Source organism: Enterobacter cloacae complex sp. IR5428 (assembly GCF_049238585.1).
Lineage (GTDB): Bacteria > Pseudomonadota > Gammaproteobacteria > Enterobacterales > Enterobacteriaceae > Enterobacter > Enterobacter intestinihominis.
Window position 1 is genome coordinate 40,952 of the sequence record NZ_JBMKHV010000013.1, and the last position, 17,981, is coordinate 58,932.

Genomic DNA, 17,981 nt, shown 5'->3' on the forward strand with positions numbered 1-17,981 from the left:
ATGTCGCTTAAAGCCATTGCCAAAGAACTAGGGCTGTCTGTTACCACCGTCAGCCGCGCCCTCAACGGGTATGACGACGTTTCTGCTGAGACGCGCGCCCGCGTGGAAGCGGAGGCCCAGCGCCGTGGCTACCGACCAAATACCTTTGCCCGTCGCCTGAAGATGGGCAAAATCGACGCCGTCGGGTTGGTGTTTCCGGTGCATCCTGTTCCGCTCAATAACAGCGTTTTTATGGACATGGTCGGCGAAATTAGCCACGAACTGGCGCGACATGAGATTGACCTGCTGCTCATCGCTGACGACGATCTGGCGGACAAACACAGCTATATGCGCATGGTGCAGAGCCGACGCGTGGATGCGCTGATAGTGGCGCATACGCTGGATCACGATCCGCGTCTTGAGCAGCTTCAGGCCGCCGGGTTCCCGTTCCTGGCGCTCGGCCGCAGCCAGCTGCCGCAGCCGTACGCGTGGTTCGATTTCGACAACTATGCCGGTACGTATCAGGCCACCCGCTGGCTGATCGAGAAAGGCCATCAGCGCATTGCGCTGCTGGGCGAAAGCAACAACCAGGCATTCATCACCCAGCGTCGCCAGGGCTTCCTGGACGCGCTGCGGGAAGCCGGTCTTTCCAGCGAATGGCTGCGCGCCTTGCCCCCTTCGCGCCGCGTGGGGTATGCCACCACGCAAGAACTTCTCTCCCTGCCGCAGCCGCCCACGGCCATCATTACCGACTGCAACACTCACGGCGACGGCGCAGCGATGGCTCTGGCGCAGATGGGGCGCTTAACCGGTGAAAATGCCGTCTCGCTGGTGGTCTATGACGGTTTACCGCAGGACAGCATTGTCGATATCGACGTCGCGGCGGTGATCCAGTCTACCCGTCAGGGTGTCGGGAAACAGATTGCCGATATGGTGCGCCAGCTGATTAACGGCGACGACATTGATACGCTTCAGGTGCTCTGGCAGCCGGAATTTTCCCCAGGCCAGACGGCCTGATTACACCAAAAACTCAAAACTCGATCACAGATCCGAAACGTTGTGGTTTATATCCGAAACGTTTCGGATCAACACTCAGGACATCCCGATGACAGGAGATGTCCGATGCAAGATGCCATTTTTCGACTTGAAAGCAATACGGTTGACGTGGTGCTAAAAACCCACCCGTTCGCCGAAATTCTCTACTGGGGGCCGCACCTTCAGCACTTCTCGCCGCAGGATGTCCTGAGTATTGCGCGCCCGGTTGCTAACGGCAGGCTGGACGTCGACTCCCCCGTCACGCTGATGGCAGAGCTGGGGCACGGCCTGTTTGGTTCGCCCGGCATCGATGGGCATCGTCAGGGGCTGGACGGATCGCCTGTCTTCACCACCACAGGCGTACAACAGCAGGGGCAAACCCTGACGGTAACGGCGGAAGATAAACAGGCGGGCCTGCGCCTGACCAGTGAATTAACGCTGGATGCCAGCGGCGTACTGGTGGTGCGCCATGGGTTAACCAACCTGAAAACGCAGGCGTGGCAGGTGGATCGCTTTGCCGTGACGCTCCCGATTGCCGAGCGCGCGCAGGAGGTGATGGCCTTCCACGGACGCTGGATCAGGGAGTTTCAGCCGCACCGCGTGATGCTTGAACATGACAGCTTTGTGATTGAAAACCGCCGGGGTAAAACCTCCCACGAACATTTCCCGGCGCTGATCGCCGGTACGCCATCGTTCAGCGAAATGCAGGGTGACGTCTGGGGTGTGCATCTGGGCTGGAGCGGCAACCACCGCCTGCGCGCAGAGGTGAAAACCGATGGCCGCCGCTATATGCAGGCCGAAGCGCTCTACCTGCCGGGTGAAATGGCGATTGAAGAGGGGGAAACGCTCTGGACGCCGCGCCTGTATGCCAGCCACTCCCCGCACGGGCTGAATGGCATGAGCCAGCAGTTCCACCGCTACCTGCGCGATAACGTTATCCGCTTCCCGGAAGATAAACCGCGCCCGGTGCATCTCAACACCTGGGAGGGGATCTACTTCGACCACGATCCGGACTACATCATGCGCATGGCCGACGAGGCCGCAGCGCTGGGCGTGGAGCGCTTTATCATTGACGACGGCTGGTTCAAAGGCCGCAACGACGACCACGCCGCGCTGGGCGACTGGTATCTGGACGAGAAAAAATACCCGAACGGCCTTAAGCCGGTGATCGATCACGTTAAACAGCTCGGCATGGAGTTTGGTATCTGGGTTGAGCCGGAGATGATTAACCCGGATTCCGATCTGTACCGCGCGCACCCTGACTGGGTGCTGGCGCTGCCGGGCTACGCCCAGGCGACCGGGCGACATCAGCTGGTCCTCAATCTCAATATTCCGCAGGCCTTTGAATATCTGGTCGAACGCATGAGCTGGCTGCTGGGCGAACACGCGGTCGACTACGTGAAATGGGATATGAACCGCGAGCTGGTGCAGCCAGGGCACAAGGGCAAAGCCGCCGCCGACGCCCAGACGCGCCAGTTTTATCGCCTGCTGGACGTGCTGGGCGAGCGCTTCCCGCACATTGAGTTTGAATCCTGCTCCTCCGGCGGCGGGCGAATCGATTATGAAGTGCTGACCCGCTGCCACCGCTTCTGGGCGTCCGACAATAACGACGCGCTGGAGCGCAACACTATCCAGCGCGGCATGAGCTACTTCTTCCCGGCGGAGGTGATGGGGGCGCATATCGGTCATCATAAATGTCACGCTACCTTCCGCCAGCACAGCATTCAGTTCCGCGGGCTGACGGCGCTGTTTGGTCACATGGGGCTGGAGCTGGATCCGCTCACCGTCGACGCGCAGGAGCGTGAAGGCTATCGACATTACGCCGCGCTGTATAAGCGGTGGCGCGAGGTCATTCATCACGGCACCCAGTGGCGCGTGGATATGCCGGACACCACCACCCTGGCGCAGGGTATAGTGAGCGAAGACAAGACGCAGGGGCTGTTTTTGGTCAGCCAGCTCGCGATGCCGGATTACACCCTGATGATGCCGCTGCGCATGCCGGGGTTAGACGCCAGCGCGCAGTACCGCATCACGCTGCTCGATCACCCGAACATTCAGATTACGGGCGAGGGCGGGCACACCATGCGCAAGCTGCCGGCGTGGATGGACGCGCCGCAAACGGTAAGCGGTGAATGGCTGATGCAGGCGGGTATTGCGCTGCCAATTCTGGATCCGGAAACCGCCATTCTGATTGGTGTGGAACGCGTGTAAGGGTGACGGGCCGGGCAACCGGCCCTCCGTTGAGGATAAAAATAATGAACACAACAACCTGTACCCACAAAGACAACCCTAACTTCTGGATCTTCGGGCTGTTCTTCTTTCTCTACTTCTTCATCATGGCCACCTGTTTTCCGTTCCTGCCGATCTGGCTGTCGGACATCATCGGCCTGAACAAAACCCATACGGGGATTGTTTTCTCCTGCATCTCGCTGTCGGCCATTGCCTTCCAGCCGGTGCTGGGCGTCATTTCGGACAAGCTGGGGCTGAAAAAACACCTGCTGTGGATAATCTCGGTGCTGCTGTTTTTGTTCGCGCCGTTTTTCCTGTACGTCTTTGCACCACTGCTGAAAGCCAATATCTGGCTGGGGGCGCTGAGCGGTGGGTTGTATATCGGCTTTGTCTTCTCAGCGGGTTCGGGGGCGATTGAGGCCTACATTGAACGCGTGAGCCGCAACAGCTTTTTTGAGTACGGCAAGGCGCGCATGTTCGGCTGTCTCGGCTGGGGGCTGTGCGCCTCAACGGGCGGCATCCTGTTCGGCATCGATCCGTCGTATGTTTTCTGGATGGGATCGGCGGCGGCGCTGTTGCTGATGCTGCTGCTGATGGTCGCGAAACCGAAGCCCAACCAGACGGCGCAGGTGATGAATGCCCTGGGCGCCAATCAGCCGCAGATCACCGCTAAAACCGTCTTCAACCTGTTCCGCCAGCGCAGAATGTGGATGTTCATCCTGTACGTGATTGGCGTGGCCTGCGTATATGACGTCTTCGACCAGCAGTTTGCTACCTTCTTCAAAACCTTCTTCGCCACGCCGCAGGAGGGGACCCGCGCCTTTGGTTTCGCCACTACAGCGGGGGAAATCTGTAACGCGATCATCATGTTCTGCTCGCCGTGGATCATTAACCGCATCGGTGCGAAAAACACGCTGTTGATTGCCGGGGTAATCATGGCGACGCGCATTATCGGCTCGTCGTTTGCCACAACCGCCGTGGAGGTGATTGCCCTGAAGATGCTGCACGCGCTGGAAGTCCCTTTCCTGCTGGTGGGGGCATTCAAGTACATCACCGGGGTGTTTGATACGCGCCTGTCGGCCACCATCTACCTGATTGGCTTCCAGTTTGCCAAACAGTCGGCGGCGATCTTCCTCTCCGCCTTTGCCGGAAATATGTATGACCGGGTCGGCTTCCAGGAGACGTACCTGATGCTGGGCTGCTTCGTGCTGGCGATTACGGTTGTGTCGGCGTTTACGCTGAGTGGCAGGCGGGAGATAGCTGCTAGCAGGGGCGCGGTGGAGGTGAATTAGGGAAGGGTGCTGCCGCGAATGCGGCAGCATGACTTAGGCTTCAGGCATCTCCATTGAGCGGATCGCAAAAAAGTCCTGCGAAATACCCGCCCCTTTGTCGACCGTCTGCAGATCGTGAACGAACCATGCGTACATTTCTGGCGGTGCGGTATCCAGGGGTAATGGCCGGGGCTTACCGAGATTTGCCGCGTGGAAGTATTCCAGAAACCGCTTCGCACGCCACAGCGCGGGTCCATATACGTTTGGAACGATATCCCTGCGTTTGTCCCTGGGGTCCTGCTCCATACTGTTTCGCATCCTTATGGCGGCATCCTTCACGTCATCAAGCCAGCCCCAGTTTTGCTGCAATACGGCCAGTTCATTTGCATACTGCCCGGCGGTCTCTTTCGCCTCCTGCGTGATGCCTGCAAATCCCGCAGATGCGCCAGCAGAGGCCAGCACATCGCCGCGCTGTTTTTCATATTTCATGCATTCCGTGCGGTACTGATAGTACTGACGGCCCAGCCAGTCGATATAGCTGTCCAGATGACGGTTCTGGCATGCGGTGCTTAATGAAGTAAAGGGTAGTGCGCTCTGGTACGCCTCTGCCCACTGCAGGACGGACTGGTTTTTGACGTTGTCCTGGACGATGAAATAAGCAGCCACATCAGTATCTATTTTATCGAGCGACTGAAAATCAGGAAAAGGCACGCCCGCCATGGTCGCCTCACGGTACATCCTGTGGAGCGCCACGCGGCAGAGTTCCGCACTGGGCTTTTGTTCGTCCGGTTTCAGGCCCCCGCCGATATCCTCCGCGCATCCGGGATAGAGTTCTTCCTTGTGCGCCGGGTTATTGCCGGTGCGGTACAGGCAGCGCCAGACGCGGGTTTCATGGGCGGCAACCAGATGCAGGCTTTTCTTTACCGACTCAGGCAAGGGGGTATCCTGGTCGATGGACTTGTCTCCCAGCAACACGCTAATCCCTTTTATCGGCCCGCCAAACGCAGAGATAAAGTAATCCACGCCGTTGTTGTTGCTGGCCGACGTGCGTCGCGAGCAGTCAAACAGGCCGGTAAAGACGATATCGACGGGTATGCCCTGGTAGGTGTATTTATCCCCCTCTTTCTTACAGATATCTTTCAGCAGACTGTCTAGGAATTTACGTGCCAGGGTAGCGCCGAGGTCAAAACCGAAAAGGGAGACAGAAATGAGTTTAATGGGCACCGGGCTGGCTGATTTTGCTCTCTCATAAAATCGCTCGAAGCGCATTTTCGCCGAGGCGATACGCGTATCAACGCCTGTTACCAGCATATCTGCGACAGCAGGGTTATCACGTATCCAGGGGGTAGCTTCGATGCTGGCTTTTTTAAGTGCATTCGTGGCTATATTTTTCCCCAGCTTTCTCCACTCTGCGGGTTTAAGCAGCTTTGCACCTTCGTTTTTCAGGATTTCATACCAGTTTCTGCCTTTAAGTAATTCTCCGCCTGCTTCCTTCGCCATTTCAGCAGGCTGAGATTTGAGATCATCCTGCACATTACTTCTGGTACCATCTATTAATGCAGTGAGTTTGGTAGAAAGATCCTCGTTAAAGGGGGTACCAAGACCTGATATGTAGACCGTATCGTACGCTTCTCTTGACGTATTTTGTCTTTCGTCAGGAAATGCACGAAACAAACGGGCAATATTACTGAGTCGTTGCTCTGGCGCATCCTGTTCAATATTCCTGTGAATACCATCGAAAAAGAAACCCACATGCCAGATGCGTGAACAATTGTGTATGCCGTAATCTTCAGCCTGCTGTGCCCGGTTTGCCGCAGAAATGAGGCTTTCTATATCCATTAGTTATTGTCCATTGTATTTAAGTGTGCCGCTTCTGGCCGTTTTTCATAAGGCGACCATGCGTTATCACTCCATCCCAAAAGTACTTTATCGCCAGGCAGAAAATGAACGTGTAAATCATTTTCGCCCTGCTTCCGTACTGGCATAGGCATTTCTGTACGACGAGTTTCTTTACGGAGTCCTGCGTTGTATTGATCTCGCGTCGTACTTAGAGTCCATATTATTTCGGCAGTATCACCGCTAATACTGCCGCAGCAGGTGGCTTTACCCCCGCCATGCGCAAAGGCATTCGCCCCCGCCACGCCATTTACGCTAAACCCCAGGATAGGCCTGTCAATTTCACTGTGAATAATCAGCGTCACCGGCCCCGACGGTGGTCCCCAGGCCGCAGCCCATACCGACCAACCAAGATAAATCACCACCGGCAGTATCAGTGCTCCCCAGAGCCACTTTCCCCAGCGGGCATAACCGCGATTCACGGCGCTGTCTATTTTTTGATATTTACCGAACCATCCCATTATTTTGTTTCCCTGTTATTAGCATTCTCCTGATGCGTTTCATAAGGCGACCATGCGTTATCACTCCATCCTAACAGGACTTTATCGCCCGGGAGGAAATGAACGTGTAAATCATTTTCGCCCTGCTTCCGTATTGGCATAGGCATTTCTGTGCGACGAGTTTCGAGACGCATACCTTTAAGATATTGTTCATGAGTAATATCCAGCGTCCAGATTATTTCAGCCTTATCCCCGCTAATATTCCCACAGCAGGTTGCCCCTCCCCCCCTTGCGCAAAGGCATTCGCCCCCGCCACGCCATTCACGCTAAACCCCAGAATGGGCCTGTCAATTTCACTGTGAATAATCAGCGTTACCGGCCCTGAGGGTGGTCCCCAGACCGCAGCCCACACCGACCAGCCAAGATAAACCACTACTGGCAGCATCAGTGCACCCCAAATCCATTTCCCCCAGCGGGCATGACCCCGGTTATTTCCATTGTCAATTTTCTTATAAGCTTTGAAAAATCCCATGTTATGTATTCATCCATGATGTTGAGGGTTGTTAATCAAGAAGTCGTAAAGCAGTGTCATACGCTATCTCAGTACCACCCTGTAATGGGGCTGCCCGGAAAAATGTATGGTTCATCTAAAGGCAAGTGGCAGGGTTACCCTGCCACAAAATGCGGAGAATCTGACGTGATCGGATAATTTAGTCACGCGGGGTTGTCCGTTGAAATGCTTTCGCCAGTAATCCATCACCAAAACCTGACTTATCTTAAGGTTAATCAGGATGGTTACATGAAGAAGAGATGCTGTAAACGGATGAAATGCATGTCTAATTCTGAAAAATGCCTCCCCGTAGAGCGGCCTCCAGGGGGAGTATTCATCGGTCCAGGTAAAACACCTCGTTCAGCTCCGCACTCACCGGGCTGTTGTCCGGGTTAGACGGCATAACGTCAGCCATATGTTTCCACCAGCGCTGGCAGACGTCGGTGTTTGCCACCGCGTTCCAGCGCTCTTCCGATTCAATCTCCACTGTCGCAAACAGCAGGTTGCGGGCTTTGTCGAGGTAAATGGCGTAGTGGTGCGCGCCGTGGGCTTTCAGCACCGCTTCCAGCTCAGGCCAGATCGGGTTGTGGCGGCGCGCATACTCCTCGTGCGCATCCGGGTTTACCTGCATCACAAACGCTTTGCGGATCATAATGCCTCCAGGTACAGCTCGCGGACCTCATCGCGGCTGGCGGTACGTGGGTTGCACGGCGCGCACGGGTCAGCGAGCGCTTTATCCAGCCAGCCTTCAATATCGGCTTTGGTCACGCCGAGCTGGCTAAATCCGGACGGAATGCCGACCCGGGCGCTCAGATCGCGAATCGCCTGAATGGCGGACATGCTGGCCGCTTCGTCGCTCATGCTGCGCGTGTCAACGCCCATCGCCTGTGCCACACGGGCGAATCGGGCGACCGCGTTCGGGCGGTTAAAGTTTTCGATGATCGGCAGCAGGATGGCGTTGCAGACGCCGTGCGGCAGGTTGTGCGTCGCGCCCGGCTGGTGCGCCAGAGCATGCACCAGCCCCAGCCCGGCGCTGTTAAACGCCATGCCCGCCAGATACTGCCCAAAAGCCATCTGCTCGCGCGCTTCCAGGTTGTGACCGTCGTCGACCGCTTTCGGCAGCCAGAGGTTGATCAGACGAATGGCTTCCAGCGCGTTGGCATCGGTCAGCGGGTGTGCACCTACGGACACGTAAGCTTCAATGGCGTGGGTTAGCGCGTCCATGCCGGTTGCGGCGGTTACGGAGGCCGGAATATCGAGCATCACGCTGGCATCGTCCACGGCGATATCCGGGATGATGTTCGGGTCGATGATCACCTCTTTCACCTGACGCGCGGCGTCGATGATCACCGCGTTGCTGGTCATCTCCGCTGCCGTGCCTGCGGTGGTGTTGATCGCCACCAGCGGCACGCCCGCGTTTTTCACCTTGCCGACGCCGGAATAATCGGTTGACGGACCGGGGTTGGCGGTGAGGATTTTGATTGCCTTGGCGGTATCAATCGGGCTGCCGCCGCCAAAGGCAATCAGGTAATCACACTCTGCATCCTGATATGCCGCATAGCCTTTTTGCACCAGCGCTTCCGTTGGGTTTGGGAAGACCTCATCGAACAGGTGATACGACATCTGATGGGCGTCGAGCGCGGAAAACAAACTGTCGAGCAGGCCCAGCTTCACCAGCTGGCCGTCGGTGACAATCAGCGCTTTTCCCCACTGTTTGTTTGCCACCAGATTGACCATATCGCCGATCGCGCCCGCGCCGTGCAGGCTGATTTTGGGGAGTGCCAACATAAAGCTCATGATAATTCTCCTTAATATGCTTTTGAGGTAATCCGTTCCCCTCACCCTAACCCTCTCCCCGGAGGGGAGAGGGGACTGCTCGGTGCGGCTTTTCACCCTCTCCCCTCAGGGGAGAGGGCAGGGGTGAGGGGTAATTTAATTCCGTCTTCGCTGCATCATCAGGCGGGTAATAATCGGCAGTGAAATCACCACGATCAGCATCGCGCCGATAATCACCGACATCACAATGCCGGGCACGTTGAGCAGGCTCAGGCCGAAGGTCACCAGCCCCATCAGGAAGGCGGCGATAATCACGCCCACCATGCTGCCGGACCCACCGAGAATATTGACGCCGCCGAGCACCGCCATCGTCACCACCGCCAGCTCCCAGCCCATCGCGATGGTCGGGCGGGTGCTGCCCAGACGCGAGGTAAGCAGCACCGACGCCAGGCCGGACATCAGCCCAACCAGCGCGAAGAGGATCAGGTTGTGGCGCTTCACGTTGATGCCGGAGTACCACGCGCCGGTCGGGTTGTTGCCGATGGCGTAGGTGCGGCGGCCAAAGTTCGTGCGGTGCAGCACAAAGGCAAACAGAGCGGCCAGCACGATAAACAGCGCAAACTCAAACGACAACGCGCCCCAGACGTAGCCCTGGCCGAACCAGGCGAAGCTCTCCGGGTAGCTGTTCAGCGCCTGGTCCCCGAGCAGGATGTAGGTGATCCCGCGGTACAGGCTCATGGTGCCGATGGTGATGACGATGGACGACAGGTTAAAGCGCGTCACCAGAATGCCGTTGAACAGCCCGCACAGTAGCCCGACGCCTAATCCGACGCAGACCAGCAGCGGCGTATCGACGCCCGCCGCAGCGCAAAAGCCCATCACCGTGGAGCTGAGCGCGATGGTGGAGGCTACCGACAGGTCAATTTCCCTGGCGATAATCAGCATCGCCATCGGCAACACGATGATCGCTTTTTCGGTGAAGTTGAACGTCGCGTCGGAGAGGTTCCAGATATTGAGGAAGTAGGGTGAGGCGAGCGCGTTCACCACAAACACCGCCAGCGTCACCGCCAGCAGGAACCCCTCCCAGCACAGCAGACGCTGGAAGATGCCCGGCGCAGAAGTGGGTTTGATTGCTTCAGATGTCATCATTTTGCTCATGATTTCACCGCCAGTTTCTGACGTGCCAGCGCCGCATCGCGTAGTATCAATCGGCCTTTACGTTTATTGCCGCGCTCGTTCAGCAGCACTGCTATCACAATTACCGTGCCGGAAATCGCCATCTGCCAGAACGGGGAGACGCCGATCACCGGCAGGGCGTTGTTAATCACCCCGAGGAACAGTGCGCCAAACAGACAGCCGAGCACGCGCCCGGTACCGCCCATGGTGCTGATCCCCCCAATCACACAGGCTGCCACCACCTGCAATTCAAAACCGTTAGCGACGTCAACATACGCAACGGCAAAGCGCGATATCCACAGGTAGCCGCAGAACCCGGCCAGCAGACCGGAAAGGCAGAAGCTAATGAACTGCATTTTTCCGGCGTTGATCCCGGTGTAGTACGCTGCCGTGGCATTACCGCCTGCGGTGTAGAGCGCTCGTCCGGTGCGGCTGTAGCGCAGGAAGTAGCCCACCAGCAGCAGCGCGGCGATGGCGCACCAGCTCAGCACCGGCAAGCCCAGCACTGACGCACGTGGCAGGCCGAGGAAATCTGTACCCATCTGGTTTGAGTTCACCCAGCCGCCGCCGGAGAGCAAAAAGATCATTCCGCGGTAGATGCTCATAGTGCCGAGCGTTACCACAATCGCCGGAATGCCCAGCTTCCACACCAGCAGGCCGTTTATCGCGCCCATCAGCAGCCCAAGCACGCTGGCAAGGATCAGCAGCGCCCAGACGGGCACGTCCGGGTAATGGAAATTAATCAGGGCGACAATCATCCCGGTCAGGGCCAGATTGGCCGCCATCGACAGGTCGATGCCTTTCGTGAGCAGCACCATCATCTGCCCGAGCGCGAGGACGATCAGAATGGCGGTGTCGTTAAACATCTCCACCAGGTTGCCCGGCGCGATAAACGATGGCACGCGGCTGCCAATGGCGACGATCATCAGGATAATCACCGCGCCCAGCAGGGCTTCGCGGTGTTTTAAGAGTGAGCTAAGCATTATGCCGCCTCCTGTTTTGCACCGCTGGCGGCGCTGACGATGGTTTCCGCCGTCGCGTCTCCCGCCTGGTACTCGGCCACCATCAGCCCCTCGTGCATGACGATAATGCGATCCGCCATGCCCATCACTTCCGGCAGTTCGGACGAGACCATAATTACCGCCAGCCCCTGACTGACCAGCTCGGACATAAACTGATGCACGGCTGCTTTTGAGCCGATATCGATGCCTTTTGTCGGCTCATCGAGGATAATCACGTCAGGGTGCGTCGCCAGCCATTTGCCGATCACGACCTTTTGCTGGTTGCCGCCAGAGAGGGTCTCCACCGCCTGCTTCCAGCTGAAGGCTTTCACTTGCAGGCGTTTGGCGTACTCGTCCGCCAGCTTCCATTCACGGTCGTCATGCAGCACACCGTTCGGATTGAGCTTGCTGAGCTGAGGCAGGCTGATGTTCTGGGCAATCGGCAGGGCGATAATCGCCCCCTGTTTCTGTCTTTCTTCCGGCACGCAGACGATACCGGCTTTGATCGCATCCCCAGGCTGGCGGAAGCGCCGGGGCTGTCCGTTGAGGATAATTTCCCCGGACGATGGCCGCGTGACGCCGGAAAGCGCCTGCATCAGCTCGGTACGCCCGGCCCCCACCAGCCCGTAAAAGCCGAGGATTTCCCCTTTACGCAGGGAGAACGAGATATGCGCAAACTCGGTCGGATGGCAGAGGTTTTTCACCTCCAGCACCGTCTCGCCTTTTTCGCAGTCGATTTTAGGGAAAGTTTGGGTAATGGCGCGCCCGACCATCATCGACACCATGCGCTCCTCGGTGATCTCATTTATTGCACCTGCGCCGACGAACGCGCCGTCGCGCAAAATAGTGTAGTGATCGGCCAGCTCAAAAATCTCGTCGAACTTGTGGGAGATAAACAGGATGGCTTTGCCCTCCTGCTTTAAGCGCTCCACAATCTGGTAAAACTCGAGGATTTCATGCTGCGACAGCGCCGCCGTCGGTTCATCGAGGATCACCACCTGCGCCTCAAACGACAGCGCGCGGGCAATCGCCACCATGTGACGCTGGGCGATGCTCAGGGTTTTCAGCGTCGCGCGCGGGTCGATTTGCACTTCCAGCCGCATGAGGATCGCCTGCGCCCGGCTGTGCATTTCCGGCCAGTCGAGCTTTTTCAGGAAGCCTTTGTGAAGGTACTGACCGACAAAGATATTCTCGGTGACCGAGAGTTCATCAAACAGCACGGTTTCCTGGTGAATGGCGGTGATGCCCATTTTATGCGCCGACTCCGGCGTCGGAAGGTGAACGGGGATCGCCTTGTAGAGAATTTCTCCCTCGTCGGGCTGGTAAATGCCGGTCATCACTTTGACCAGCGTCGACTTGCCCGCGCCGTTTTCGCCTATCAGGGCGGTCACTTTGCCGGGCCACAGCGCAAGCTGCACGTTCTCAAGAGCACGCACGCCGGGGAACACCTTGGTGATGCCAGAAAGCTGTAGCAATGGGGTCATGATAGTTCTCCTGGACAGAGGAATTTGTAGGGAGGGTAAGCGGCAGCGCCACCCGCCTTTTGCCGGATGGCGCTACGCTTATCCGGCCTACAAATTGCATCAAAAGATTTTCGAGAACTTATCAATATTGCTGGCATCGTAGACGAACGGCTCGGCCATCGCGCCGTTGCCGTCAGCATCCAGCTTCACTTTGCCCAGTCTGCCCATGCTGGCCTCACCTTTCGTGGCCGTGCCTTTCACCAGGTCATCCGCCAGGTAGGTTGCCGCATAGCCGAGGTCAATCGGGTTCCAGATGGCAAAGCTCTTGCTCGCGCCGGACTTCACCGCGCCCGCCATCTCGGACGGCAGGCCTAAACCGGTGACGTACACTTTGCCAATCTTGCCCTGGTCCTTCACCGCCTGCGCAGCGGCCACGATGCCCACGGACGATGGCGAAACAATCACTTTCAGTTCGGGGTAGGTTTTCAGCAAGCCGACCGCTTCGCGGTAGCTTTTGTCAGAGAGATCGTCTCCGTAGGCCACGGTCACCAGATTGACGGACGGGTACTTCGGCAGCACCTTTTTCATCTCCGCAATCCATGTATTCTGGTTGGTGGAGGTTGGCGTGGCGCTCAGCACCGCCACGTCGCCCTTCTCCACGTTCAGCGCTTTCAGCGCGTCGGCGGCGAGCTTCACGTTGGTTTCGCCAATCAGGGCATTATTGGACGGGTTGAGGTGGATCTGGCGTCCGGCTTTCGCCACCCCGGAGTCCCACGACACAACCTTAATGCCGCGCTGCATCGCTTTTTTCAGCACCGGCACGACGGCGTCCGGATCGTTCGCGGAAATCGCGATCGCATCCACGCCCTGGGCGATCAACCCGTTCAGCACCTCGATCTGCGCTTCCGCCGTGGTGGTAGTCGGGCCGGTATAAATCACTTTTACATCGCCTAACTCTTTGGCCGCCTCCTGCGCGCCGACGTTCGCTGCCTCGAAGAATCCATTTCCTAAGGACTTCGCCACCAGGGCGATTTTCACTTCTGCTAAAGCGGAACCGGACAACGCCAGAGCGGCAACGGTGAGGATCAAGCTTGCTTTTATTTTCATTGCTTTTACTCCACTGACTTGAGTTAGTTGTAGGGATTGCAGGTGGTTTTCGCCCCGTCTCAATGAGCGGGGCGCGATGTTGTTATTGGTACAGATCTAACGCCGACTGCATGGGGGTGACGCTAAAGCGTTTGCCCAGGGCGATCAGCTCTTCCCGGGTGATGGTCTGCTTCATGCCGCCCATGGAATAGACCTTCACCAGCACTTCCGCGGATTTCTCGGCGGTGTCGATCAGGCCGAAGGTTTCATCCAGCGTCGGGCCGCTGCCGAAGACGCCGTGGAACGGCCACAGCACCAGTGAGTGCTTCTGCATGTCCGTTGCGGTTGCCTGACCGATTTCGTCGGTGCCCGGCACCATCCACGGCAGAATGCCGACGCCGTCCGGGAACACCACCAGACACTCGGTACTGCCTTCCCACAGTTTGCGGGTGAAGAAATCAGAATTATTTTCCAGCACGTAGGTCAGGGCGATCAGGTTGGTGGCGTGGCAGTGCATGATCACGCGGTCCTTGCCATTGGTCGCCTTGATGCGCTCGCAGTGGGAGAGGAAGTGCGCCGGCAGTTCAGAGGTAGGCACCGCGTCGTCCGTTAGCCCCCACAGAATGTGGTAGCCCGCGCCGTCGCTGTCCACTTTCACCACGCCAAGGTTGGCCTGCGGGTCGAGCTGGACGTTGCGGAAGAACTTCCCGGAACCGGTGACGATAAACGGCGTGTTGGCGAGCAGCGGCATCGGCTGGCTCAGGGCGATATAGCGCGGCTTCTGGTGGAAATCGGCGGCAAATGGCTCGATATCCGCGTCGTCCAGGCGTAGCGTCAGGTTGCCGCCGTTGCGCTCATCCCAGCCTTTGAGCCAGGCGTCAGAGGTGGCTTTGATCATGCCCTGGACGAACCAGGAAGTGGTGATGGTCTGCATAGTTTTCATTTCCAGTTATCGCGGTGAGGTTGAACCCCTCACCCTAACCCTCTCCCCAAAGGGGAGAGGGGATGGTTTGCTCCCTCTCCCCTTTGGGGAGAGGGCAGGGGTGAGGGGGCAGTTACCCGCGCTGACTCAACACTTCTTCCTCATATGCCCGCACGTTGTCCAGCCACTGGCTGCCCGCAGGCGCATCGTGACGCTGGCAGTACATCTCCCACACCGCCTGCCACGGCAGGGATTTCTGCTCTTCCAGCAGCGCCAGGCGCGCGGTGTAGTCGCCGTTTTCTTCCAGCTGTTTCAGGGCGGCGACAGGCTCCAGCAGCGCGCGCAGCAGGGCTTTCTTCATGTTGCGGGTGCCGATAACCCACGCCGCGATGCGGTTGATGGAGGCGTCGAAGAAGTCGAGGCCAATATGTACGCGGTCAAAGAGGTCGTGGCGGATGATTTCGCTGGCAATGGCCTGGGTTTCGTCATCCAGCAGCACCACGTGGTCGCTGTCCCAGCGAACCGGGCGGCTGACGTGCAGCAGCAGACGCGGCACGTAGAGCATGGCGGCGGAGATTTTGTCGGAGATCACCTCGGTTGGGTGGAAGTGGCCGGCATCCAGGCACAGCGCGGTCTGGCGGCTGGTGGCGTAACCCATGTAGAACTCGTTTGAGCCCACGGTGTAGCTCTCTGCGCCAATGCCGAACAGCTTGCTCTCGACGGCGTCGATGTGGTGCGCCGGGTCCAGTTTTTCGCTGATAGCTTCATCCAGCGCGGCCAGCAGACGCTGACGCGGGGCCAGTCGGTCTACGGTGATGTCCTTCATGCCGTCCGGGATCCAGATATTCATTACCGATGGCGTGCCAAGCTGCTCGCCGAAATACGCCGAGACGCGGCGGCTGGCTTTGACATGGTCGATCCAGAACTGGCGGATTTCGTCGTTGGCGTGCGCAAGGGTAAACCCGTCCGCGCTCAGCGGGTGCGAGAAGCAGGACGGGTTAAAATCCAGACCCAGCCGGTTGGCCTTCGCCCACTCCACCCAGTTCTTAAAGTGTTCCGGTTTGATTTCGTTACGCGCGACCGGCTCGTCGGATTCGAGATAAATGGCGTGCAGGTTCAGGCGCTTTGGCCCGGGGATCAGGCTCAGCGCCAGCTCCAGATCCGCACGCAGTTCGGTGGCGTTGCGCGCTTTGCCCGGGTAGTTACCCGTGGCCTGAATACCCCCCGTCAGGGAACCGCCCGGGTTCTCGAAACCGGCGACGTCATCACCCTGCCAGCAGTGCATGGAGACGGGCAGACGGTCGAGCTGGCGCAGCGCCTCTTCGACATCCACGCCGACGGCGGCGAAACGCTGTTTAGCCAGATCCCAGGCTTGTTCAAGTTGAGTGGTCATGCGCAAAGCTCCTTAGTCAGTCGTTTTTGCTGAAACTGCGCCCGGTAGCGGGCAATTTCATGGCAGGGATGGGGGGTGAAGGTGGTCAGGCTGTTATTCGCCGTCACCACCGAACGGAAATCGTCGACGTTTGAAAGTTCGTCCAGGGTCATCAGCTGAATGCCGATATTGCCGAGCGTGGAGGCTTCAATCGGACCTGCCACCACGGTAATGCCGCAGGCATCCGCGCAGAGCTGGTTCAGCAGCTGGTTCTGGCAGCCGCCGCCCACGATATGCAGTTGTGTGAACGGTTTGCCGCGAAGGTCAGCCAGCTCGCTCAGGATGTCGGCATACAGCAGGGCGAGGCTGTCAAAAATGCAGCGTGCCAGCTCGGCGGGGCGGGAAGGTACCGGCTGCCCCGCTCCAAAACAGGCGGCCTGGATTTCGGCGCTCATGTGCACCGGGTTGATAAAGCGATCGTCGTTCGGGTTGATCAGAAAGGTGCAGGCCTTCAGCGTTTCGGTTTCCGCGATAAGCGCGGGCAGGTCGGTGATGTTCTGCTCTTTCAGCACCCGCTGGAGCAGCCACAGCCCCATGATGTTCTTCAGCACCCGGTAGCGGCCTTCGGCACCGCCTTCGTTGGTGATGTTCGCCGCCATCGCGGCATCGCTGTTGTACGGGGTTTTGCTCTCGAAGCCCATCAGCGACCAGGTGCCGGAAGAGAGATAGGCCGCATCTTTGTCGGCGAGCGGCGAGGCAATGACCGCGCTCGCGGTGTCGTGACTGGCGACGGCGACAACAGGGATTTCATTCCCCTGCGGGCAAAGCCAGTGACCGATCACATTGCCCGGATGGGTTGGCGCGCCGAACCAGGACGGCGAGGCGCCCGTCCAGGCCAGCAGATGTTCATCCCAGTTATCGGTGTTGATGTTGACCAGCTGCGTGGTGGTGGCGTTGGTGTATTCCCAGTTCATATTGCCGGTCAGACGGTAGCTTAAGTAGTCCGGGATCAGCAGCGCATGCGCCACCTTTTCGACCAGCTCAGGCTGTTGCTCAACCAGCGCACGTAGCTGATACAGCGTGTTAAACGGCAGGAACTGGATGCCACTGCGACCATAGATGTTCTCCTTGCCAAGCTGCGCGATGGCGTGTGCCATCAGCCCATCGGTGCGGCTGTCGCGGTAGGAGACCGGCAGGCCGACGCGTTCGCCGTGACTGTCCAGCAGCACGTAATCCACACCCCAGGTATCAATGCCGATACTGTCGATGCGAATACCGTCTTCGCAGACGTTGTGAAGTCCGGTGCGGATCTCTGCTTCCAGGGCGTCGATATCCCAGGTAACAAAACCGTCCTGTTTTTGCAGACAATTGGCGAAACGGTGCATTTCGCGAAGCGTAAGGGTGTGCAGGTCGCAGTCCCAGGTGGCGAGCATTACACGGCCGCTGGATGCGCCTAAATCGACAGCCACACAATGGCGAAAAGTCATGGTCGGGTCCTTTCTTAAGTCATTAGCGAAGAGTGTAAGAAAGGGAAGAAATAGCCACCTTCTCGCCACTGACAGCCCAAATCTCGCGCTGGCAAGAAAGCAAAGATGAACGTGAGGGAGTTCACAGTTTCCAGTAATCGCGGGGTTTGCAGGCAGTGTGACGCTGACCGCATTTCCCGATCTTTCCGCCTGTTTCTTGAAAAACCGGCAGCTTTTGCGCGGTTTGCTGTCAAAAATTTAAGGTGAGCGGGGAAGGCCTTAATTACTATTTTGAGAACTTTTCTCATTGGTAGAGGCC

General features: G+C 58.1%; 14 protein-coding genes and 1 pseudogene. 3 read left to right on the forward strand and 12 right to left on the reverse strand.

Features of this window, described 5'->3' with window-relative positions:
* The 3 genes from ACOTXC_RS17925 to ACOTXC_RS17935 all read left to right on the forward strand — a co-directional run bounded on the left by ACOTXC_RS17925 (nt 1) and on the right by ACOTXC_RS17935 (nt 4,535).
* A complete protein-coding gene (locus ACOTXC_RS17925; RefSeq protein ID WP_023305100.1) occupies nt 1–996 on the forward strand; it encodes a LacI family DNA-binding transcriptional regulator in 996 nt (331 codons plus the stop codon).
* A gap of 105 nt (nt 997–1,101) precedes the next feature.
* A complete protein-coding gene (locus ACOTXC_RS17930; protein ID WP_421767870.1) occupies nt 1,102–3,225 on the forward strand; it encodes an alpha-galactosidase in 2,124 nt (707 codons plus the stop codon).
* 44 nt (nt 3,226–3,269) lie between these two features.
* A complete protein-coding gene (locus ACOTXC_RS17935; RefSeq protein WP_337258604.1) occupies nt 3,270–4,535 on the forward strand; it encodes an MFS transporter in 1,266 nt (421 codons plus the stop codon).
* A 33-nt stretch (nt 4,536–4,568) separates the two neighbouring features.
* Here ACOTXC_RS17935 and ACOTXC_RS17940 read toward each other — a convergent pair whose 3' ends face one another.
* The 12 genes and pseudogenes from ACOTXC_RS17940 to rhaB all read right to left on the reverse strand — a co-directional run bounded on the left by ACOTXC_RS17940 (nt 4,569) and on the right by rhaB (nt 17,683).
* On the reverse strand, nt 4,569–6,353 hold the full coding sequence (locus ACOTXC_RS17940; protein WP_337258605.1) for a hypothetical protein: 1,785 nt from the start codon (nt 6,351–6,353) through the stop codon (nt 4,569–4,571).
* Nucleotides 6,353–6,871, reverse strand: coding sequence for a DUF3304 domain-containing protein (locus ACOTXC_RS17945; RefSeq protein ID WP_421767871.1), 519 nt, complete (start codon nt 6,869–6,871; stop codon nt 6,353–6,355). Before ACOTXC_RS17945 ends, ACOTXC_RS17940 begins: the two co-directional genes overlap by 1 nt.
* Nucleotides 6,871–7,382 (reverse strand): annotated as a pseudogene (locus ACOTXC_RS17950) (DUF3304 domain-containing protein). Before ACOTXC_RS17950 ends, ACOTXC_RS17945 begins: the two are co-directional and overlap by 1 nt.
* Before the next feature lie 352 nt (nt 7,383–7,734).
* Nucleotides 7,735–8,052: an L-rhamnose mutarotase gene (gene rhaM, locus ACOTXC_RS17955; RefSeq protein ID WP_337258574.1), complete on the reverse strand. Its 318-nt coding sequence runs from the start codon at nt 8,050–8,052 to the stop codon at nt 7,735–7,737.
* Nucleotides 8,049–9,197, reverse strand: coding sequence for a lactaldehyde reductase (gene fucO, locus ACOTXC_RS17960; RefSeq protein ID WP_048965901.1), 1,149 nt, complete (start codon nt 9,195–9,197; stop codon nt 8,049–8,051). Before fucO ends, rhaM begins: the two co-directional genes overlap by 4 nt.
* Before the next feature lie 135 nt (nt 9,198–9,332).
* Entirely contained in the window at nt 9,333–10,334 is a 1,002-nt protein-coding gene (locus ACOTXC_RS17965) for an ABC transporter permease (protein WP_421767872.1), read from the reverse strand.
* Nucleotides 10,331–11,335: an ABC transporter permease gene (locus ACOTXC_RS17970; RefSeq protein WP_023305096.1), complete on the reverse strand. Its 1,005-nt coding sequence runs from the start codon at nt 11,333–11,335 to the stop codon at nt 10,331–10,333. Before ACOTXC_RS17970 ends, ACOTXC_RS17965 begins: the two co-directional genes overlap by 4 nt.
* A complete protein-coding gene (locus tag ACOTXC_RS17975) occupies nt 11,335–12,837 on the reverse strand; it encodes a sugar ABC transporter ATP-binding protein (RefSeq protein ID WP_421767873.1) in 1,503 nt (500 codons plus the stop codon). Before ACOTXC_RS17975 ends, ACOTXC_RS17970 begins: the two co-directional genes overlap by 1 nt.
* A 99-nt stretch (nt 12,838–12,936) precedes the next feature.
* A complete protein-coding gene (gene rhaS, locus ACOTXC_RS17980) occupies nt 12,937–13,923 on the reverse strand; it encodes a rhamnose ABC transporter substrate-binding protein (protein WP_023298909.1) in 987 nt (328 codons plus the stop codon).
* An 82-nt stretch (nt 13,924–14,005) separates the two neighbouring features.
* Complete coding sequence (gene rhaD, locus ACOTXC_RS17985; RefSeq protein ID WP_150312678.1) at nt 14,006–14,836, reverse strand: rhamnulose-1-phosphate aldolase; 831 nt, start codon at nt 14,834–14,836, stop codon at nt 14,006–14,008.
* Nucleotides 14,837–14,957: 121 nt separating this feature from the next.
* Nucleotides 14,958–16,217, reverse strand: a complete 1,260-nt coding sequence (gene rhaA, locus ACOTXC_RS17990; protein WP_421767874.1) for an L-rhamnose isomerase — start codon at nt 16,215–16,217, stop codon at nt 14,958–14,960.
* Nucleotides 16,214–17,683, reverse strand: a complete 1,470-nt coding sequence (gene rhaB / locus ACOTXC_RS17995) for a rhamnulokinase (protein WP_421767875.1) — start codon at nt 17,681–17,683, stop codon at nt 16,214–16,216. The genes rhaA and rhaB overlap by 4 nt, the downstream gene beginning before the upstream one ends.
* Nucleotides 17,684–17,981: the final 298 nt, after the last annotated feature.

What these genes read in the sequence shown, in the direction of transcription:
- ACOTXC_RS17925 (WP_023305100.1), top strand. Translation starts at nt 1, where the DNA reads ATGTCGCTTAAAGCCATTGCCAAAGAACTAGGGCTGTCTGTTACCACC.
- ACOTXC_RS17930 (WP_421767870.1), top strand. Translation starts at nt 1,102, where the DNA reads ATGCAAGATGCCATTTTTCGACTTGAAAGCAATACGGTTGACGTGGTG.
- ACOTXC_RS17935 (WP_337258604.1), top strand. Translation starts at nt 3,270, where the DNA reads ATGAACACAACAACCTGTACCCACAAAGACAACCCTAACTTCTGGATC.
- ACOTXC_RS17940 (WP_337258605.1), bottom strand. Translation starts at nt 6,353, where the DNA reads ATGGATATAGAAAGCCTCATTTCTGCGGCAAACCGGGCACAGCAGGCT.
- ACOTXC_RS17945 (WP_421767871.1), bottom strand. Translation starts at nt 6,871, where the DNA reads ATGGGATGGTTCGGTAAATATCAAAAAATAGACAGCGCCGTGAATCGC.
- rhaM (WP_337258574.1), bottom strand. Translation starts at nt 8,052, where the DNA reads ATGATCCGCAAAGCGTTTGTGATGCAGGTAAACCCGGATGCGCACGAG.
- fucO (WP_048965901.1), bottom strand. Translation starts at nt 9,197, where the DNA reads ATGAGCTTTATGTTGGCACTCCCCAAAATCAGCCTGCACGGCGCGGGC.
- ACOTXC_RS17965 (WP_421767872.1), bottom strand. Translation starts at nt 10,334, where the DNA reads ATGAGCAAAATGATGACATCTGAAGCAATCAAACCCACTTCTGCGCCG.
- ACOTXC_RS17970 (WP_023305096.1), bottom strand. Translation starts at nt 11,335, where the DNA reads ATGCTTAGCTCACTCTTAAAACACCGCGAAGCCCTGCTGGGCGCGGTG.
- ACOTXC_RS17975 (WP_421767873.1), bottom strand. Translation starts at nt 12,837, where the DNA reads ATGACCCCATTGCTACAGCTTTCTGGCATCACCAAGGTGTTCCCCGGC.
- rhaS (WP_023298909.1), bottom strand. Translation starts at nt 13,923, where the DNA reads ATGAAAATAAAAGCAAGCTTGATCCTCACCGTTGCCGCTCTGGCGTTG.
- rhaD (WP_150312678.1), bottom strand. Translation starts at nt 14,836, where the DNA reads ATGCAGACCATCACCACTTCCTGGTTCGTCCAGGGCATGATCAAAGCC.
- rhaA (WP_421767874.1), bottom strand. Translation starts at nt 16,217, where the DNA reads ATGACCACTCAACTTGAACAAGCCTGGGATCTGGCTAAACAGCGTTTC.
- rhaB (WP_421767875.1), bottom strand. Translation starts at nt 17,683, where the DNA reads ATGACTTTTCGCCATTGTGTGGCTGTCGATTTAGGCGCATCCAGCGGC.